Source organism: Acinetobacter sp. CFCC 10889 (genome assembly GCF_003268395.1).
In the GTDB taxonomy this organism is placed as follows: Bacteria; Pseudomonadota; Gammaproteobacteria; order Pseudomonadales; family Moraxellaceae; genus Acinetobacter.
Window position 1 is genome coordinate 1 of record NZ_LQXQ01000068.1, and the last position, 16,446, is coordinate 16,446.

Annotated in this window: 22 protein-coding genes and 1 pseudogene; all 23 read left to right on the top strand. The window is 40.9% G+C overall.

Going from position 1 to position 16,446, the window contains the following annotated elements:
• Window positions 1-195 (top strand): hypothetical protein (locus tag AVJ19_RS18130; protein WP_162626647.1); only part of this gene is annotated, 195 nt, incomplete at its 5' end.
• 9 nt (window positions 196-204) lie between these two features.
• Window positions 205-549 carry a hypothetical protein gene (locus AVJ19_RS18135; RefSeq protein ID WP_111861018.1) on the top strand — a complete coding sequence of 115 codons (345 nt, stop codon included), beginning with the start codon at window positions 205-207 and terminating at the stop codon, window positions 547-549.
• Window positions 546-857, top strand: a complete 312-nt coding sequence (locus AVJ19_RS18140) for a hypothetical protein (protein ID WP_111861019.1) — start codon at window positions 546-548, stop codon at window positions 855-857. The genes AVJ19_RS18135 and AVJ19_RS18140 overlap by 4 nt, the downstream gene beginning before the upstream one ends.
• Window positions 858-861: 4 nt before the next feature.
• Window positions 862-1,407 (top strand): DUF3486 family protein, encoded by a 546-nt coding sequence (locus AVJ19_RS18145; protein ID WP_111861037.1) that lies wholly within the window; start codon window positions 862-864, stop codon window positions 1,405-1,407.
• Window positions 1,404-2,954, top strand: coding sequence for a hypothetical protein (locus tag AVJ19_RS18150; RefSeq protein WP_416240587.1), 1,551 nt, complete (start codon window positions 1,404-1,406; stop codon window positions 2,952-2,954). Before AVJ19_RS18145 ends, AVJ19_RS18150 begins: the two co-directional genes overlap by 4 nt.
• Window positions 2,955-3,074: 120 nt before the next feature.
• Window positions 3,075-4,109, top strand: coding sequence for a nucleoid-associated protein (locus tag AVJ19_RS18155; protein ID WP_111861020.1), 1,035 nt, complete (start codon window positions 3,075-3,077; stop codon window positions 4,107-4,109).
• Window positions 4,096-5,298, top strand: coding sequence for a hypothetical protein (locus AVJ19_RS18160; protein ID WP_111861021.1), 1,203 nt, complete (start codon window positions 4,096-4,098; stop codon window positions 5,296-5,298). Before AVJ19_RS18155 ends, AVJ19_RS18160 begins: the two co-directional genes overlap by 14 nt.
• 74 nt (window positions 5,299-5,372) lie before the next feature.
• Window positions 5,373-6,932 carry a DUF935 domain-containing protein gene (locus AVJ19_RS18165; RefSeq protein WP_111861022.1) on the top strand — a complete coding sequence of 520 codons (1,560 nt, stop codon included), beginning with the start codon at window positions 5,373-5,375 and terminating at the stop codon, window positions 6,930-6,932.
• 2 nt (window positions 6,933-6,934) lie between these two features.
• Window positions 6,935-8,530 (top strand): phage minor head protein, encoded by a 1,596-nt coding sequence (locus tag AVJ19_RS18170; protein WP_111861023.1) that lies wholly within the window; start codon window positions 6,935-6,937, stop codon window positions 8,528-8,530.
• Window positions 8,531-8,539: 9 nt separating this feature from the next.
• A complete protein-coding gene (locus AVJ19_RS18175) occupies window positions 8,540-8,872 on the top strand; it encodes a hypothetical protein (protein WP_111861024.1) in 333 nt (110 codons plus the stop codon).
• A complete protein-coding gene (locus AVJ19_RS18180; protein ID WP_111861025.1) occupies window positions 8,873-9,370 on the top strand; it encodes a phage virion morphogenesis protein in 498 nt (165 codons plus the stop codon).
• Window positions 9,371-9,567: 197 nt separating this feature from the next.
• The gene (locus AVJ19_RS18185; protein ID WP_111861026.1) at window positions 9,568-10,638 is read left to right on the top strand and encodes a phage protease; all 1,071 of its coding nucleotides are present in this window, start codon (window positions 9,568-9,570) and stop codon (window positions 10,636-10,638) included.
• A 2-nt stretch (window positions 10,639-10,640) separates the two neighbouring features.
• A complete protein-coding gene (locus tag AVJ19_RS18190; protein ID WP_111861027.1) occupies window positions 10,641-11,042 on the top strand; it encodes a hypothetical protein in 402 nt (133 codons plus the stop codon).
• Entirely contained in the window at window positions 11,039-11,950 is a 912-nt protein-coding gene (locus AVJ19_RS18195) for a Mu-like prophage major head subunit gpT family protein (RefSeq protein ID WP_111861028.1), read from the top strand. Before AVJ19_RS18190 ends, AVJ19_RS18195 begins: the two co-directional genes overlap by 4 nt.
• A gap of 11 nt (window positions 11,951-11,961) precedes the next feature.
• On the top strand, window positions 11,962-12,387 hold the full coding sequence (locus AVJ19_RS18200) for a gp436 family protein (protein ID WP_111861029.1): 426 nt from the start codon (window positions 11,962-11,964) through the stop codon (window positions 12,385-12,387).
• A complete protein-coding gene (locus tag AVJ19_RS18205) occupies window positions 12,387-13,013 on the top strand; it encodes a phage protein Gp37 (RefSeq protein WP_111861030.1) in 627 nt (208 codons plus the stop codon). Before AVJ19_RS18200 ends, AVJ19_RS18205 begins: the two co-directional genes overlap by 1 nt.
• Before the next feature lies 1 nt (window position 13,014).
• The gene (locus AVJ19_RS18210) at window positions 13,015-13,299 is read left to right on the top strand and encodes a hypothetical protein (RefSeq protein WP_111861031.1); all 285 of its coding nucleotides are present in this window, start codon (window positions 13,015-13,017) and stop codon (window positions 13,297-13,299) included.
• The gene (locus AVJ19_RS18215) at window positions 13,284-13,664 is read left to right on the top strand and encodes a hypothetical protein (protein WP_111861032.1); all 381 of its coding nucleotides are present in this window, start codon (window positions 13,284-13,286) and stop codon (window positions 13,662-13,664) included. Before AVJ19_RS18210 ends, AVJ19_RS18215 begins: the two co-directional genes overlap by 16 nt.
• A 36-nt stretch (window positions 13,665-13,700) precedes the next feature.
• Window positions 13,701-14,498, top strand: coding sequence for a phage tail sheath C-terminal domain-containing protein (locus AVJ19_RS18220; protein ID WP_111861033.1), 798 nt, complete (start codon window positions 13,701-13,703; stop codon window positions 14,496-14,498).
• Window positions 14,499-14,744: 246 nt separating this feature from the next.
• Complete coding sequence (locus AVJ19_RS18225) at window positions 14,745-15,119, top strand: phage tail protein (RefSeq protein ID WP_111861034.1); 375 nt, start codon at window positions 14,745-14,747, stop codon at window positions 15,117-15,119.
• Between the two features lie 2 nt (window positions 15,120-15,121).
• On the top strand, window positions 15,122-15,430 hold the full coding sequence (locus AVJ19_RS18230; RefSeq protein ID WP_111861035.1) for a hypothetical protein: 309 nt from the start codon (window positions 15,122-15,124) through the stop codon (window positions 15,428-15,430).
• 29 nt (window positions 15,431-15,459) lie between these two features.
• Window positions 15,460-15,639 (top strand): hypothetical protein, encoded by a 180-nt coding sequence (locus AVJ19_RS18235; protein WP_111861036.1) that lies wholly within the window; start codon window positions 15,460-15,462, stop codon window positions 15,637-15,639.
• 11 nt (window positions 15,640-15,650) lie between these two features.
• Window positions 15,651-16,446: pseudogene (locus tag AVJ19_RS18240) on the top strand (hypothetical protein); the annotation flags it as partial.

Below are 16,446 nucleotides of genomic sequence, written 5' to 3' on the forward strand. Positions count from 1 at the left end.
GAAAATGAAGGCGTTCTCAAAGGTTTAGAAAAGAAACTTGCGGTATTGGACTATATCGAAAAAGAGTATGTCGAAACGAGGGCAGAAATTAAAGCAATTTGGGCTGGTTGGAGTACAACGGTTTCTTGGTTTGTTGATCAATTGATTGCGATGTTGAATAGCGGACGTTCTGTCTTGCAGAACTTCGCTGGTTAAGGGGGACATGTGGCTATTCAATTAGAAGCGTATCAGTGGATCATGGTGCTGATCACGATGGTCTCTACCGTTGTAGCAACGATTAAAATTCTATGGAATCGTATCGAAGTGAATCTGGACAATAACTTTAAGTCGATGCAGAACAAGCTTGAAGATGTTGCGAATCAATCGCTGCAAAGTCAAAAAGACATCCGTGATCTGGAGCGTAAGCTGTATCAGTTTCAAATTGATTTGCCACATGCTTATGTTGCTCGTGATGACTATATCCGAGGTCAAACTGTGATCGAAGCGAAGTTAGATGCTGTCGCACAAAAACTTGAAAACGTACAAATTAAACAAGGAATGCAGCAATGACAGATTTAATCAAAGCTCGTCGTGAGTCAATGCGTTGGCAGTTACTCAATGCGCTGAATAAAGCCCGCCCAATCGGTGCTTTGGATGTGCTCTTACTGTCAGTAATGCAAGCGATCTATGCTGATTGTACAGTTAAAGAGTTACATACTGAGCTGGAATATTTGGAAGATCGTAAACTGGTCGAAATCGGCAAACAACCTGATGGGCACTGGCACAGTAAGCTGACGCATTATGGTGTTGATGTCGTTGAATATACTGTTGACTGTCATGCGGGGATCGCCCGCCCTGCTAAATATTGGAATGGGTGACGTAATGGGACGTGAGTCTGCGCTTGATCAACTCAAACCTGAAGATAAGCAAATGCTGAACAGATGGTTGATGGATAAAGGCTTTTGCGGTTATGAAGAAATTGCCAATAAGCTTTCTGAACTTGGTTATTCGATTAGTAAATCGTCCATTCATCGTTATGGTCAAAAGTTAGAAAATAAGCTCTCTGCGATTCAAGCCAGTACTCAAGCAGCATTGATGTTTAAAGATTCTGTCAAAGATGATGGTGAAGGTCTGAACTCAGCGGTGCTTGCCATGATTCAGTCTGAGTATTTTGAATGCTTTGTTGCCCTGCAAGAGCTAGGCGATGAGGTCACACCTGAAAAACGTTTAGAACTGTTATCCAAGGTGAGTAAAGGTGTTGCTGAAATCTCTAAAGCCTCTGTCAATCAGAAAAAATTTGAAATTGAAGTACGAGAAAAAGTTGAAACGGCACTTAAAGCCGTCGAAAAAATCTCTAAAAAGGGCGGCTTATCTGCTGAAACTGCCACTGAAATCCGTAAACAAATTTTAGGGATTATTAAATCATGACTATGAATCCGACACCGCTTGATGATTTGCTACCACAGTTTGATCAAACCCCTGCTGTGCTTTTGCCCTATCAGCAAGAATGGGTGGCGGATGAGAGTCCTTTAAAAATTTCTGAAAAGTCACGTCGTATTGGGATCACTTGGGCAGAGGCTGCGGATGTTGCGCTGATTGCATCCATGGATCGTGAAGCAGGCGGTCAGAATGTCTACTATGTTGGTTACAACAAAGACATGACTGTTGAATTTATTCAAGCAGTTGCAATGTGGGCAAAAGCCTATGACTTTGCTGCTGCTGAGATAGAAGAAGGAATTTGGGAGGATGGTGATAAGCAGATTCAAACGTTTATTATTCGCTTTCCTAAATCGGGCTTACGTGTTGAGGCTCTTACCAGTCGTCCAAGTAACTTACGTGGTCGTCAGGGTGTATTAATTTTAGATGAAGCAGCTTTCCATGATGATTTAGCTGAACTGATCAAAGCTGCAATGGCGTTCTTGATCTGGGGTGGTAAAGTCAGAGTCATCAGTACCCATGATGGTGAAGATAACCCATTTAATGAACTGATTAAGGAAATTCGAGCTGGAAAGCGCAAAGGCACTGTCCACCGAACCACTTTTGCTGAGGCTGTAGCACAAGGCTTGTATAAACGGGTTTGTCTGCGTAAAGGCATCGATTATGACCCTGAAGAAGAAAAACTTTGGATGGCTGATATTTATAGCTTCTATGGGGATGGTGCAAGCGAAGAATTGGATGTCATTCCGTCCAAGGGCGGTGGCAAATGGCTCAGTCAGGCTTTGCTTGACGCTCGTAAAGACCCGAATGTGCCTGTCATTCGTTTTACCCCGCCTGAAGGTTGGGACAACTTCGATAAAGTCAGCGAAGAAAGCCGTAATGCGGAAGTGTTAGAGTTTTTTAATGAAAATCTAAAGCCGCTTTTGGAAGCCATTCCCAAAACAACTAAAAACTTTTATGGCTTGGACTTTGCTCGTAAAAAGAATGCCTGTTCGTTTTGGGTTTTGAGTGAAGGCATTCAGTCTCGCAAGATCTGTCCTTTTTTATTTGAAATGTTTAAAACGCCATACAAACAGCAAGAAGAGTTTTTAAAATTGATCGTGGCGATGTTACCGAATTTCAGCAAAGGCGCACATGATGCCAGTGGTAATGGTGGCTTTTTGGCTGAAGCGATGCAGGTCAAGTTTGGTGAGCGGGTTGAGGCGGTCATGCTAACCGAGTCGTGGTATAGAGAACATACACCACACTTTAAATCTGCGTTAGAAGATGGCGACATCGTCAATATGCCTGCTGATCAGGATGTGATGGAAGATCACCGTGCATTTGTGATGATCAATGGTGTGGGACGTATCCCATCCACTGGTTCAAATAGTAATAACAAAGACCGTCATGGGGACAGCGGTATCGCTCACTTGCTGGCGGACTATGCCAGTAAGAATCCGAGCGCACCGTATGAATTTACCGCTTTATCTGATGTATCCGATGAATTTGAAGAGGATGACTTGGATGATGTGAGGTCGGATTTTAGTTTTATGTGAAATTTTAAAAACAGGACGACAAAAACTGTCGTAAAGCCAAAATCAGAATGAAAAACCTATTTAATTTCCTAGTAATATGATTCAATTAAGTTAATTGGCATAATTTTTTATGGGGTAAAAATGTCTGAGGCTAAATGTGATATAAAAGCTTTTATTGTGCATAAGTTAATTAAAGACCAGCATGGTACTGAAGTAACTAAAGAAGATGGTCCTGCTGTCCTTGCAGTCAATGACTCTATTCAACAATTAATGGATACCCTAAATAAAAGATATATCGAGCAAGGGGGACGTTCTTTCGGCAAATTTGAAGCTGATACAGATAACTATCCTATTTCAACATATCTAACTGATGCTAAATCTACGGAAAATGCTGATAATTTCTATAATCTGTCTACTCGAGTGCTAACACATTTAGTAGCAAAAGCTAAAAATACGAATGCTTCAGGCGGTTGGGTTGTAATGTCCCAATATAAATACAATGGTAGTGATTTATTTTCAGTTGCTATTGTTAATGAAGTAACTGGCGCAGGTATTACAAAAAGATTTGAAGTTGAACCTTCTGTTTATATTGACTTAAGTAAATTGAGACATGCAGGACGAATCAATCTTAGTCAGTGGAAAGATGGACACGAGCGTTATGTTAGTTTTATTCGTAACACTAAAGAATCGACTTACTTTAAGAATTTCTTAGGTTGCTCAACAACGAATTCTAACATTGTACATAGTCAAGAGCTTCTTGCGGTTATTGATTCATATTGCGAAATTGAAAACTTAGACTATAACGAAAGAACATCGTTAAGATCTGAAGCATACAATTTTTTGCAATCTGCATCTAAAGCAAACAAACCGATCTTTTTAGAACATTTAGCAAATCATTTGTCTCCAGAAGATCCTGACAAATTAAGAATTTTTTTAACCTCTGATGAACATGCTTTAAGTGATGAATTTATCCCTGATCTTCGTGTTATTAAAGGATTAATTCAATTAAAATCTAAATCAAAATATTGGGATTTAAAGTTTAACCGTGAAGCATTTAAACATGGAATGGAGTATGACCCAGAAACTGGTGAACTAAAAATTAAGATTACTGATGATGAGGAGAAAGCCGCTTTTGCTAAAGAAGTAAATGGCTTAGAAGAAAATGAGTCTGATTAATAGAGAGCAATTGATTGCTTTATATAAGCAAGCAAATTTTGATGAAAATTATGAAAAAGGTCGTATTTTTGTCGATACAGATTCTATTGCTCAAAATTTACAGTTAGCATTTAATAACCCTGAAATTACAGGTTGGAGAAAAAGCCAACCTAGTGATATTCAGGTGGGTCAAGAACGTACTTTTTTTCATGAATTTCCAAGAAGTTCTGACTTTGGTCATTTTTTTAGGAATATTGATGAATTTTGTCAAAATAAATTTTTCAAAGTTAAAAATACCAAAATATTTTATATTATTGATTTGAAATGGGATTCAAAAGCTACAATAGCTAAACCTATTTTAATAGAAAAATATGAAACTCTTATCAAATTCATTAAGTTGATCCAAGAATCAGCAGTATTTGTTGACTCAGCAACTTCTAGAATGGTTTATATTGAACCAGAAAAGTTAGAGTTAGATATTATTTACTCTTCAACAGAGCTTGAAAACTTAGATATTGATACTATCAAGAAATTTGAATCCTTTTTATCCGATGATTTACATCGTAAGCAAAAGCTTGCTATTTTAGCAAAAGCCATAGTTAATCAATGTAAAACCATAGATGCTGAAAATAGATTTTCTCACTTTTTAAAACATCTTAAAGATGTATATGAAAAATTAGATCAAGACTATGCGATTTTTGCTGCTAAATTTTCTTTTGATGAAGTTTATAATGAAATCAGAAATACAAAATTAGAGGAACAGGTTAAAATTCATAAGGTCATTACTGATATTCAAAATCAAATATTAGGCATACCAATTGCAACTGTGATTGTTGCTACTCAATTTAAAGCCCAAAGTCAGATTCAAAAAGATTATACATATCAGTTCTGGGTAAATACTGGTGTGATGATTGGTGTTGTTATATTTTCAATTACTATGCTTTTCTTAATCAAGAATCAATATGACTCTTTAAAATCAATTCGAAAAGAACTTAAAAGAAAAAATGAAGATTTGAAAAAGAGAAAGAGAGAAAATGGTACGAGCGTATATGACATTATTATCTCTAAAGACAATAAACCACCATTCGAAGATTTATTTAAAAGAATTATATTCCAAAAATGGATTTTAATCATAATTTCTATCATTACAGTTGTAGGATTAATAGCTTCTTTGGTTTTTTACTGCAATATTACTGTGCCATTAGAATAGGAACGGCTTCCATCTAAACCCCCACCGCTAAAAACCAAACAATGCCAATATCTTGAGATATTGGCATTTTTGTTATGGCTAAAAAAAGTAAAAAGGATGATCGTAGTGCGTTAGATGCACCACAAACTGCTGAAGTCGGTTGGATCGACCAACCGAACCACCCTGCCCTCGGACTGACTCCACAACGCTTGGCACAACTGCTGATCGAAGCCGAAAGCGGCAACCTGACTGCGCAAGCTGATCTTGGCGCTGACATGGAAGAGCGTGATGGTCATATCTTCAGTGAAAATGACAAACGCAAAAAAGCCATTAATGGTTTACCTTGGCAAATGCTACCGCCAAAAAATGCCAGTAGCCAAGAGAAAAAAATCGCTGAAGAAGTGACAGAGTGGATCGACGATATTCCTGACCTTGAGATGGTGTTCTTTGATGCAATGGACGCAATATTACATAGCTATAGCGGTCAAACCATCCAATGGCATCAACTCGGTAAACTGTGGCTACCTGCCCGCTTTGAACATCGCCTTGCCCGTGAGTTTAAAACCCCGTTCAATGCGCCAAATGAATTGCGTTGGAATGATCACAGCGTAGAAGGTGCTGAGTTTTGGGACTACGGTTGGTTTATTCATCGCCATAAAGCCAAGTCGGGTTATATCAGTCGCTCAGGTTTACTGCGGGTGCTGTGCTATCCGTACTTGTTTAAAAATTACGGCATCAAAGACATTTTAGAGTTTTTAGAAATTTATGGGCTGCCGATCCGAGTCGGTTCTTATAGCGAAGGTGCAACTGAACAAGAAAAACGCACCCTACTCCGTGCAGTACTCAGCATTGGGCGTGATGCGGGTGGGATTATTCCCAAAGGCATGACCATTGATTTTCAGAATGCAGCCAGTGGTGATACAGATAACCACATGAGCCTGATCAAGTGGTGTGAGAATACACAATCCAAAATCATTGTTGGTGGAACATTACTCAGTCAAGCCGATGGTAAAACCAGTACCAATGCTCAGTCTAAAACCCATGAGTTACAGTTTGAAACACTGAATAAATCGGATGCTAAGCAGCTTGCCCGATCTATCAATGACAGCATTATCAGCTATGTCATGCGTTTGAATTATCCGAATATCACGCCTGATCGTTATCCAAAATTTAAGTTCGATACTTCTGATACAGAAGACCTTGAAACATTCAGCAAGTCCCTACCCAACCTCGTCAATTCAGGGATGCGGATCGGAGTGAATTGGGCACATGAACGCTCAGGCATTCCAATGGCAAGTGAAGATGAGCAAATTCTAACGTTTACTAAAACCCCAACTTTACAAGCGGCAAATCATCAACAAGGCTTTAAGTTGGCAGCACTGACTCAGCAAGTGAAGCAAGAGACTTTTCAAGATCAAATTGAGTTAGATGAGGCAATCAATCAGTTAGATGCAGGACAACTCAATAGTCATGCACAAGTGATGATTCAATCTGTACTCAAGCAATTAGAAGCAGCCACAAGCATTGATGACGCACTCGGTATTATTGCAAATATGCTGCCTGACCGTTCTGCGGATCAGTTGCAAGAGCATTTAGCCAAGTTGCTTTTTGCCGCTGAAGCTTGGGGTGCAATTTCAGCACAGGCGGAGCTTTAATCATGGTGCAGCCTAATGGTGCAAGTCTTCATGGCTTCTTTGGTGAGCCACCTGAAACGGCAATTTCATATTTAGAAAATAAGCGCCTTGTGCCCACCAAGCATTGGCATGATTTAAGAGATGGTGCACATAACCAAGCCTTTACTGTTGCAAACCTGTCACGCATTGATTTGCTTGGTGATATTAAACAGTCCTTGATCGATGCACAGAAGAAAGGACTGACAATGCAACAATGGCGTGAACAAATCATGCCAACGTTAAAAGCAAAAGGCTGGTGGGGCAAAGATGAAAATGGTCGGGAGATGGGAACGCCTTGGCGTTTAGAAACCATTTATCGTACTAATCTGCAAGCGGCATATATGGCGGGTCGTCGTCATGAGATGTTGCAAGCAACAGACACCCATCCATACTGGCGCTATGTTGCAATTATGGACAATCGTACCCGCCCTGCGCATCGTGCTTTGCATGGTCGAGTGATGAGAGCCGATGATGGTGCATGGGATGCAATCTTTCCGCCCTGTGGGTTTAATTGCCGTTGTCGTGTGTCGCCAATGACTGAGAATGCTGTGGGTCGTGGGGGTTATACCGTTGAGTCGAGTGAAGGTCATATCAGCACTGAAATAGCAAACGTGGGTTATGCCAGTTCTGCAACGGTCACGAAACTGAAACTACCTTCAATGGAAATCCCTTTTAAAACTGATGCAGGTTTTAATGCTGCACCATCCACTGGGGCAACAACAAAGTTAATCGAAAAGACTGCGCCTGACATTGTCAGAAAGCTACCTGAGCATCCAATTTTTGATCCATCAAAAACCACTGTTGATGATTTTGTAAAGCTGGGTAGACAGCGTTTGGATGATGTATTCAATATCCCTGCAACTGCGGATAAAACCGTTAAACAGATTTTGGATGAAGCCAAACATGCTGTGGACTATGTGCCACATCACGCAAAAATGCAGCAATGGTTGACCCGTGAATTAGAACGTACCCGTCAAGCGGGATCGGTTGCGGCAGAGATCAAAGGCAATGCCCAAGCTAAACAACTGATGAAAGATGCAACCAAAAGCTTTCCAGCAGAGTGGGTTAGAGCAGCGAATCACTTGGGCGATCTGAATGTACGTGTGAGTCAAGCTCGAGGTTTTGCTTATACTTCCCCGATTACTCAAAGGGTGAATTTATTAGGTATCGGCATCGTCAATATGAAAGCGGGTGATGGTTGGATGGTGGTCAGTAGGCTTGATATTGCCATTCATGAATTTGTGCATCGGATACAGGCGGCTCGTCCAGATCTTGATACATTGTTTCAACAAGAGCATCGTTTGCGTACTGCTGGTGAGCCACTACAAAGTTTAAGATCATTAACAAGTGATCCTCGTTATAAATTGGATGAAATTGCCCGCCCCGATGGTTATTACACCCCTTATATGGGGAAAGAGTACCCACAATATAAAGGACGTGAAGCGCTTGAAGTCATGACGATGGCTTTACAACCCATACTTGCTATAGATAGAGCAAATGCAGTAATGTTATATGAATTGTATAAAAAAGACCCACGTATGCTAGAATTAGCCTTGGGTATTTTATTTCATAGCAGATAAGGAGAGGTCATGGAAATATCATTAACGCATGAAGATATGCCTGAAACTTATCTGTTGCAATGGAATCAAGCTGAAGGCACTTTTGAGGGTGATCCTGAAGTTATTCATCACATTACCCTTATGGCAGGTTGGGTACTGGAAGATGGCTATGCGAGCTATCCTGATATGCCAACAGCCACTTATCCAATAACAGATCCGCTGAAGAAATCAGATGAATTGGCATTGGTCTGTAAAATTTTAGGCTATACCAGTCCTCAACTTCCCCTTGTTTATCCTGAGTTAGAATTTGACGGTTGGGTTCGTGATGAACACGGCAACATCGTTGATCAGGTACTTTTCTAAATGCATATCATCATTAATGACGCAGCATTACAGCAAAAATTTGAAAATGCACTGAATAAATTAGCCAGTCCTAAAGATTTAATGCAGCGTATTTCTGTGGCATTAAAGCAAGCTACGGACGATAATTTTGATGCTGAAGGTCGCCCGAAATGGGCAGGCTTAAAATATCCCCGTAAAGGTGGCAAAATTTTACAGCTCACAGGTCAGCTTGCAGGTTCAATTACATCATTTTCAGGTGCAAACTATGCAGGTGTTGGTTCAAATAAAGTCTATGCAGCGATTCACCAGTTTGGTGGTAAAACCAAAGCACATGTGATCCGACCTAAAAATAAAAAGGCTTTGGCATTTGGTGGCATGGTTTTTAAATATGTCAATCACCCTGGTTCTGTGATCCCTGCTCGTCCTTATCTGCCGATGGACAAAAGCGGGAATCTACAAAAAGAAGCTTATGATGATGTAGCACATACCATCGACACTTACTTAAAAAATATCTTTTAAGCGTTCATCCTTGCCCATTTATCGTTATAAATTGCGTTAGATGGGCGTTAGAAACATCTGAAGAATAAAAAATAATAAATGATAGCGCATCAATATTTACTGCGCTTAAATCAGCACACAACGCCATTTAGAAAATTCTTAAAAATGGGAATGGCTTCCCTCTAAATCACTGTTCAAATCTACATCATGCTGTCTGCATGAAAACAAAACTTTTAGTCGCTGCCTGCGCATCCGCCCTGAGCCAATCAAGCAATCGGTTGGTATTGATTCCAGAAGGTCAATTTTCTGGTCTCGATGGTCGTCCACATGACGCTCCTTTTTGGAGTCTCACCGCTGAACGTGGTCGTCAGATTGCGTTGGCTTTGAATCATCGAAATATCGACATGGTCATCGACTATGAACATGGCACATTGAAATCTCAAACGGATGGCAAACCTGCCCCCGCTTCGGGGTGGATCAAGTCATTTGAATATGTTGATGGCATGGGTCTGTGTTCTTCTGACTTTAAGTGGACTGCGCAAGCGCAAGCTTTTATCGATGCTGAAGAGTATCGCTATATATCCCCCGTTTTCTCTTATACCCCAACTGGTGACATCACAGGTCTGTTGTGTGTCGCTATCACAAATACGCCAAATCTTGATGAGTTGCCCGCTTTACTTGCGGCTGCGGCACAGGATTTGTTTATCCAAAATTCTCACGAGGATGATCTTATGCCTGAGTTTTTAAAGCTCATGTTAAAGAAGCTTTGTCTTGCTGAAAATGCAACTGAACAAGAAGTTTTAACTGCTGCAAATAGTTTTTTTGCAAAAGTGGATGCTGCTGGCTTCGGTACTGAGCTTGCCAAAGAGCAAACATTAAATGCGGCTGTGGATGCTGTGATCGTATCTAAAACAGCTGCGAACAATCAGCAACCTGATCCGTCAAAGTTTGTACCAATCGCTGTGGTGTCAGGTCTACAAGCACAGATCGCAACGCTCACTGCTAATAGCAATAAAACTGAAGTCGATACTTTATATACAGCTGCGTGTAGCAATGGTCAGTTGCTCGGTGATGACATGCAGGCATGGGGTCGCAAGCTGGCAGATGAACAACCCGAAGAATTTAAAAAGTTTGTTGCCTCTGCACCGAAGATTGCAGCACTGAATGGCAAACAAACTGATGGGACGAATGTTGCAGCGAATAATCAGCAGCAGGGTCAAGGGAACAATCAATTTACACCTGAAGATTTAGCCGTTGCGGCTGCTTTTGGTCATTCTTTGGAGTCTTAATCATGACTTTAGCCACCTCTGACCGTAATACGCCTCGTCGTGAAAAAGGTCTGTTATTTGTTCCTGTTGCAGCAGCAACTTTAGTTCGTAACGGTCTGATTGCTTGTGTCAATGCAGATGGTTATGCCGTTGAAGGTTCAACTGCGACTGGGCTGATTTATTTAGGTCGTTTTGAAGAGACCTTACATAACGAAGGTACAGATGGTGAAATTTCTGTGCGTATTCGTACTGATCACGCTTTCCAGTTTGAAAACAGTAGTGCTGATCCCGTGACACAAGCCAACTTTGGTGATGTTTGTTTTATTGAAGACAATCAAACCGTAGCGGCAACGGATGGTACAGGGACTCGCTCTAAAGCTGGGCGAGTTGTGGGCATTGATGAAAATGGAGTATGGGTAGAATGAACGTAAATGGTGCTGCATTATCTGCAATCTTTTTAAACCTCAGTAAGGTTTATAACGACACTTTTAAAGAAGTGACCACAAGTTATCAAAAGATCGCCATGACTGTGCCGAGTTCAGGCAAGTATGTGGATTATCGCTGGTTGGCTAACTTTCCTAAAATGGAACGTTGGGTGGCTAAAAAAGTGATTAAAAAGCTCGTTGAATATCAGTACACCATCGTCAATGAAAAGTTTGCTGCAACTGTTGAAGTAGACCGTGACGATATTGAAGATGATCAATTGGGTATCTATAAACCTCAAGCAGAATCTGCGGCTTGGTCAGCAAAACAGTTGCCTGATGAATTGGTGTATGAAGCATTCAATAAAGCTTTTACAACTAAATGTTATGACGGCAAACCTTTCATTTCAGCGGATCATCCCATTGGTGCAAAAACGTCATTCAGCAACAAAGGCAATAAAAAGCTTTCGATTGAAAGTTTAGCCAAAGCACAGGCATCCTTTGGTGCAGCCCGTACTGCCATGATGTCGATCAAAGATGATCAAGATCGTCCACTGAACGTGAAGCCAAACCTGTTGGTTGTCCCTGTCGCACTAGGTGATATTGCTCGTGCCTTAATGACCGTAAACCAGTTAGAAGATGGTAAGCCAAATCCATATAAAGGGGTTTGCGAAGTTCTTGAAGAAGCTCGCCTAACTGATGACAACGCTTGGTTCTTAATGGATACCACCAAACCAATCAAGCCTTTTATTTACCAAGAACGTAAAAAGCCAACTTTTGTGCAGATGACCAATCCTGATTCGCCTAACGTATTTATGGAAGGTGTTTTCTATTTTGGTGCTGAAGCACGTGCGGCTGCGGGTTATGGACATCCTCATTTGATTTGGGGTTCTACAGGTACAGTTGCATAAGGTAATTCATCATGAGCTATGTCACAGCAGAGGCAATGATCGCTAAATTTGGCGAACAGGAAATCATTGATTTAACCGCTGACAGAGGTTTGGTGCAAACCATTAACTTTGAAAAACTGCAAATGGCGTTAGATGCTGCCAACAGTGAAATTGACGGTTATTTAATTGGTCGTTATACCCTGCCATTGAAAGTTATTCCTGCTTTTCTGGTATCACTTGGCTGTGACATTGCTCATTTTCATGGCTCTGTAGGTGAAACCGTAGAAACCAATCGAACCAAGTCTCGCTATGAAATTGCGATTAAAAATCTGGTCAATATTTCTAAAGGCTTAATTTCGCTTGGTGGTGCGCCTGCGGGTGAATCTGCTCCGCAAGCAACGTCCTCCAATAACGTCATGTGGTCAGTTGGACGCAATGACTTTAAGGGGCGTTGGTAATGGATTTATCAAGAATTGAGCAAGGAATAAAAGATGCGATTAAAAATTTACAGCGTCCTTACATCTCTTCGATTGAGTCTTATGGCGGTGACTTCGATGACGGACTTAATAAAGATGTCATCCGCCGCTTTCCTGCCATTTGGACCACATTTCAAGGCACAGGCAAGCCTGAACAAATCTCCGCTCGTAAATTTAGAGTACCACTGGTGTTTGTTGTACTTGTCGGTGCGTATTCGATCCGTAATGAAGAAACAGCAAGACAAGGTCTTGAAGTTGATGGGAAGCTTGTCAGCATCGGAACGTTTCAGCTGCTGCAAGACGTGCAACTTGCATTATTAAATAACAACCTTGCCGCACATGATGTGTGCGGTATCACCCCATTTACATACGGCAAGATCGACAAAGTTTTTGATAATCGTACTGCAAATGAAGCATTGAGTGTCTTTGCTCAGCAATGGCATACCAGTTGTATCGTATCCCGTTCTGCTGCGGATCGTGACATTGACATGCTTGATGCGGAATGGATGCAAGTGGTGAATGTTGACTACATGTTTAAAGAAGGTGATGACGTTGCCGATATGTCTGACTTCATCAAACTCCCAATTACTTTAGATAAGGATAAATAAAATGCCTATTCCTAATGGTATCCGTACCCCTGACACGTACATCGATGTCAATTTAAATGCGCAACGTACTGGCTTACCTGCAAATGTGCATAAGGTTTTGTTTGTGACTTTTCCTGTGCCTATTGAAACTCCAAATGAGCCACTTGTGCCACCTGAAATGCCTGTGAGTATTTATGATAAAGCGCAAGCAGATAGTATTTTCGGAAAAAATAGCGTCGCTGGGCGAATGATTACCGCTGCTGTAAAAGTGAATCGTATTGTGGATGTGCAATGCTTGGGAAAGTAGCAAATGAACAAGGCATTAGTTGTGTAGGAGCTTCACCTTTAGCAAGTCTTGGATTGCAGTTTGAACCATCTGAAAATTTAGAATATTTAATCAAGATAGATGGAGTAGTTGTTCTATCTGGTGCTCTGAATATTGAAGGTCAGTTTGATAATGTAACTATTCAATATACAGATACTACACTGGAGTTTATGAATACTTCAGCATCAAATAAGCGAGTTGAAATTTCAGCTTTAAGACGAGATAGCATGAAGTATCTATTCAAGCCAATCCCTCAAGATTCATTGAATCAAACGTTATTGTTTGAAGATAGTTATGATGGATTTTACTCAAAAGTATCTTTTTGTTTAAGTGAATTTGTTGAGTAAACCATTAAAATATATTGCATATTAAGGTAGAAACCTATGTCATTCGAAACTATCGCCCCGCTCGGTCATACGATTATTGCTCTATCCGCTGCACCAACTGTCGGTGCTGAAAGCTTAGATTGGGCGCAATATCTTAACGATGTTTCAGGACCAATTGAACAACGTCCAACCATTTTAATTGTGCCTTTTTCAAATATTGAAGAGGCTGAAGCTTTTGCAGATCAAGCGCCAGTAAAAACTAATTATCGAATCGTGGCAGCTTGCTACCACGGCGCAAATGGTCAAGAGCCTGAAATTGCGGCATGTATTGCTGCTGCATTGGCTGATTCTAACGATCCTGCCCTACCTTTTAACGGAGTAAATCTGGCAGGTCTAACACCCGTTGAGGATCAATACAAACTCAAGTTTGAACGTATGGAAGCCGCAATGCGTAAGGGTGTGTGTATGATTCAGACTGGTGCGGAAGGTGTGCCTGAAATTGTACGAGCACTTTCAACTTATCAAGCGAACCCGACCAATGGCGATCCTGATGATATTGTTGCTGATATTAATGGTGCACTGGTTTTGGACTACACACGTAAAGTGGTGCGTCAGGCTGTACGTCGTAATGGTCGTCGTAAAAATACTCAACGTGAGCGTGATAATTTGCGTTCGTTAATTTTGGTTGAATTAATTAAACTTGATGATGCTGAAATCTTACAAAATGTGCGTCAGCGTGGCAAAGAGTTGACCGTATTGGAGGACTTAACGGATCGTTTCCGAGTGAATGTGAAAATACCTGCTGACTGGGTCAGAGGTATGCATGTTGTCGCTGCAACGTTGGATGTATATTGATTCCAGCCCTTACGAAATGCCAAAGCAGTGCTTTGTCATTTCTCAGGTGCGTGGTATGCATGTTGTCGCTGCAACATTAGACGTGTATTAAATACTAAGCTAATCAAATCAAAGACCCTTTTTAGGGTCTTTTTTATTGCTCATTATCTGAGGGGGAAGCCGTTCCACCTAAACCCACTACTCTATTTATTTCACACTGACATTTTGAAAATCAAATTAATCTAACGCTTGGAGTGGAGAAATGTAATGTCAGCAGAAGATGAATTAGTTGGAACAATTGTGCTGTACGCCAATGGGCAAGAAATTGACTGTTCGAGTATCAGTTCTTCAGAACAAGCGGGACGTAAGCTTGTTGCAACAATGAACAGTAAAGGTCGTGCCAATAAATCGGCTCAAACCACCAAATCAGGCAGTCTACAAATTGAAGCTGTGATTCCTAAAACAGGTGATTTGGATTGGGCAAATCTCAATGGTGCAACACTTATCGCAGAAGCAATCGACGGTGGATACCGTGAAGTGTGGAGCGGTGTTGGTGTAACCACAGTGGGTAAAAAATACACTGTGGATGGTGAAGCAACCCAGTCCCTTGAATGTTTTTATAAAGATTATATTACGGAGTAAGTATGGAATTTTTTGTTGAAGGTACATTTCCTATCGCAATTAAAGTGTTAGATGGTCAAACCGAACATAAAATTAAAAAGTTTAAGTTACGTTCTTTGACTGTTGAAGAATCACTGGATATTCAAACTACTGCTGTAGGTAAAAAATATGTTGGTGTTGTCGAGTTGTGTGGCGCAACAGATTTAATCGATGCAGATGGCAAGATACATCCTCTTGAATATGATGCTTTTATCAACTCATCTTCTCAAAATTTACGCTATTTAGAAAATAAAAGAACTGAATTAGATGCAAAGGAAAGTGCCGGAGACTAAGTGAATCGGCACTTTTATTGGGTACATTGATGAAAATCGGTGTGCCTTATGCCGATGCTTTAAAAATGCCAAAGCATTTGGCTTTAGCATTATTAGAAGGTCTACACAATGGGCGGCAGCATAATACTCGTTCAGTCAATCAAGCTCCACCTTCACCCAGTCAGGGGAAACGTAGAATCGCAACTCGCCGCAAATCTCAAGAGTCATAAGGTATAAAGTTATGAGTGGTAAAAATTCAGTCGTCAGTATGACGTTGCAACTCAACGGTAAACAAGCGCAACAAGTCTTACAGCAATTTTTACAGACTCAGAAAACCAGTGCCGCTGAGATTTTAAAAACCAATCGTAATCTTGAGGGCGTTCTACGTCAGCAAGCACAACAGACGTCGATCCAAGCCAAACAGTATCAACAAATGAGTCGTTTGGTACAGCAACAGCATAGTGCTTTGGCTCAATCAACTGTTCAAACTCAAGCAACGCTAAGAACAAATCAGTTGTTAGAACGAGTCCTGCAACAACAAGTTCGTCAGTCTACTCTACTCACTCAAAATAATCGTAATCAGAACCGTGACTATCAGCTTCAGCTGAATATTTTACGTCAACAAGTCGCTGCTGCTGAACGTTTGCGTCAGCAGTTGGAACAAGCGGGGCGGGCGAGTCGGGATATGGGGCGTAGTGGAGGTATTGGTGGTGGAGCAGGTAATTTTCTAAATAATGCTGCTGGTGCTGTTGGTGGTGCGGTAGCTGGCGGAATGATCTTAAATGGCGCTTTTCGACCTGCTATTTCGTATGATGAACAATTAGCTCGTATGGCTGTAATTGCGGCAAATGGTAAAGGTACTGCTGAAATGCATCGCTTAAAGCCTGATCTTAGAAAAACAGTAGATCAAGCTGCGCTTTATGGAGGATCAGCATTACAAGATACCGCATCTGCGTTAGATTCATTACTCGCAAAAGGCAAGTATGACTATGATGAATCTAAAGCAATTTTACCTACCATATCAGAAGCCGCTTTTG

What these genes read in the sequence shown, in the direction of transcription:
- AVJ19_RS18180 (WP_111861025.1), top strand. Translation starts at nt 8,873, where the DNA reads ATGCATATCATCATTAATGACGCAGCATTACAGCAAAAATTTGAAAAT.
- AVJ19_RS18215 (WP_111861032.1), top strand. Translation starts at nt 13,284, where the DNA reads ATGCTTGGGAAAGTAGCAAATGAACAAGGCATTAGTTGTGTAGGAGCT.
- AVJ19_RS18205 (WP_111861030.1), top strand. Translation starts at nt 12,387, where the DNA reads ATGGATTTATCAAGAATTGAGCAAGGAATAAAAGATGCGATTAAAAAT.
- AVJ19_RS18195 (WP_111861028.1), top strand. Translation starts at nt 11,039, where the DNA reads ATGAACGTAAATGGTGCTGCATTATCTGCAATCTTTTTAAACCTCAGT.
- AVJ19_RS18225 (WP_111861034.1), top strand. Translation starts at nt 14,745, where the DNA reads ATGTCAGCAGAAGATGAATTAGTTGGAACAATTGTGCTGTACGCCAAT.
- AVJ19_RS18220 (WP_111861033.1), top strand. Translation starts at nt 13,701, where the DNA reads ATGTCATTCGAAACTATCGCCCCGCTCGGTCATACGATTATTGCTCTA.
- AVJ19_RS18185 (WP_111861026.1), top strand. Translation starts at nt 9,568, where the DNA reads ATGAAAACAAAACTTTTAGTCGCTGCCTGCGCATCCGCCCTGAGCCAA.
- AVJ19_RS18235 (WP_111861036.1), top strand. Translation starts at nt 15,460, where the DNA reads ATGAAAATCGGTGTGCCTTATGCCGATGCTTTAAAAATGCCAAAGCAT.
- AVJ19_RS18145 (WP_111861037.1), top strand. Translation starts at nt 862, where the DNA reads ATGGGACGTGAGTCTGCGCTTGATCAACTCAAACCTGAAGATAAGCAA.
- AVJ19_RS18230 (WP_111861035.1), top strand. Translation starts at nt 15,122, where the DNA reads ATGGAATTTTTTGTTGAAGGTACATTTCCTATCGCAATTAAAGTGTTA.
- AVJ19_RS18165 (WP_111861022.1), top strand. Translation starts at nt 5,373, where the DNA reads ATGGCTAAAAAAAGTAAAAAGGATGATCGTAGTGCGTTAGATGCACCA.
- AVJ19_RS18200 (WP_111861029.1), top strand. Translation starts at nt 11,962, where the DNA reads ATGAGCTATGTCACAGCAGAGGCAATGATCGCTAAATTTGGCGAACAG.
- AVJ19_RS18190 (WP_111861027.1), top strand. Translation starts at nt 10,641, where the DNA reads ATGACTTTAGCCACCTCTGACCGTAATACGCCTCGTCGTGAAAAAGGT.
- AVJ19_RS18170 (WP_111861023.1), top strand. Translation starts at nt 6,935, where the DNA reads ATGGTGCAGCCTAATGGTGCAAGTCTTCATGGCTTCTTTGGTGAGCCA.
- AVJ19_RS18175 (WP_111861024.1), top strand. Translation starts at nt 8,540, where the DNA reads ATGGAAATATCATTAACGCATGAAGATATGCCTGAAACTTATCTGTTG.
- AVJ19_RS18210 (WP_111861031.1), top strand. Translation starts at nt 13,015, where the DNA reads ATGCCTATTCCTAATGGTATCCGTACCCCTGACACGTACATCGATGTC.
- AVJ19_RS18150 (WP_416240587.1), top strand. Translation starts at nt 1,404, where the DNA reads ATGACTATGAATCCGACACCGCTTGATGATTTGCTACCACAGTTTGAT.
- AVJ19_RS18155 (WP_111861020.1), top strand. Translation starts at nt 3,075, where the DNA reads ATGTCTGAGGCTAAATGTGATATAAAAGCTTTTATTGTGCATAAGTTA.
- AVJ19_RS18140 (WP_111861019.1), top strand. Translation starts at nt 546, where the DNA reads ATGACAGATTTAATCAAAGCTCGTCGTGAGTCAATGCGTTGGCAGTTA.
- AVJ19_RS18160 (WP_111861021.1), top strand. Translation starts at nt 4,096, where the DNA reads ATGAGTCTGATTAATAGAGAGCAATTGATTGCTTTATATAAGCAAGCA.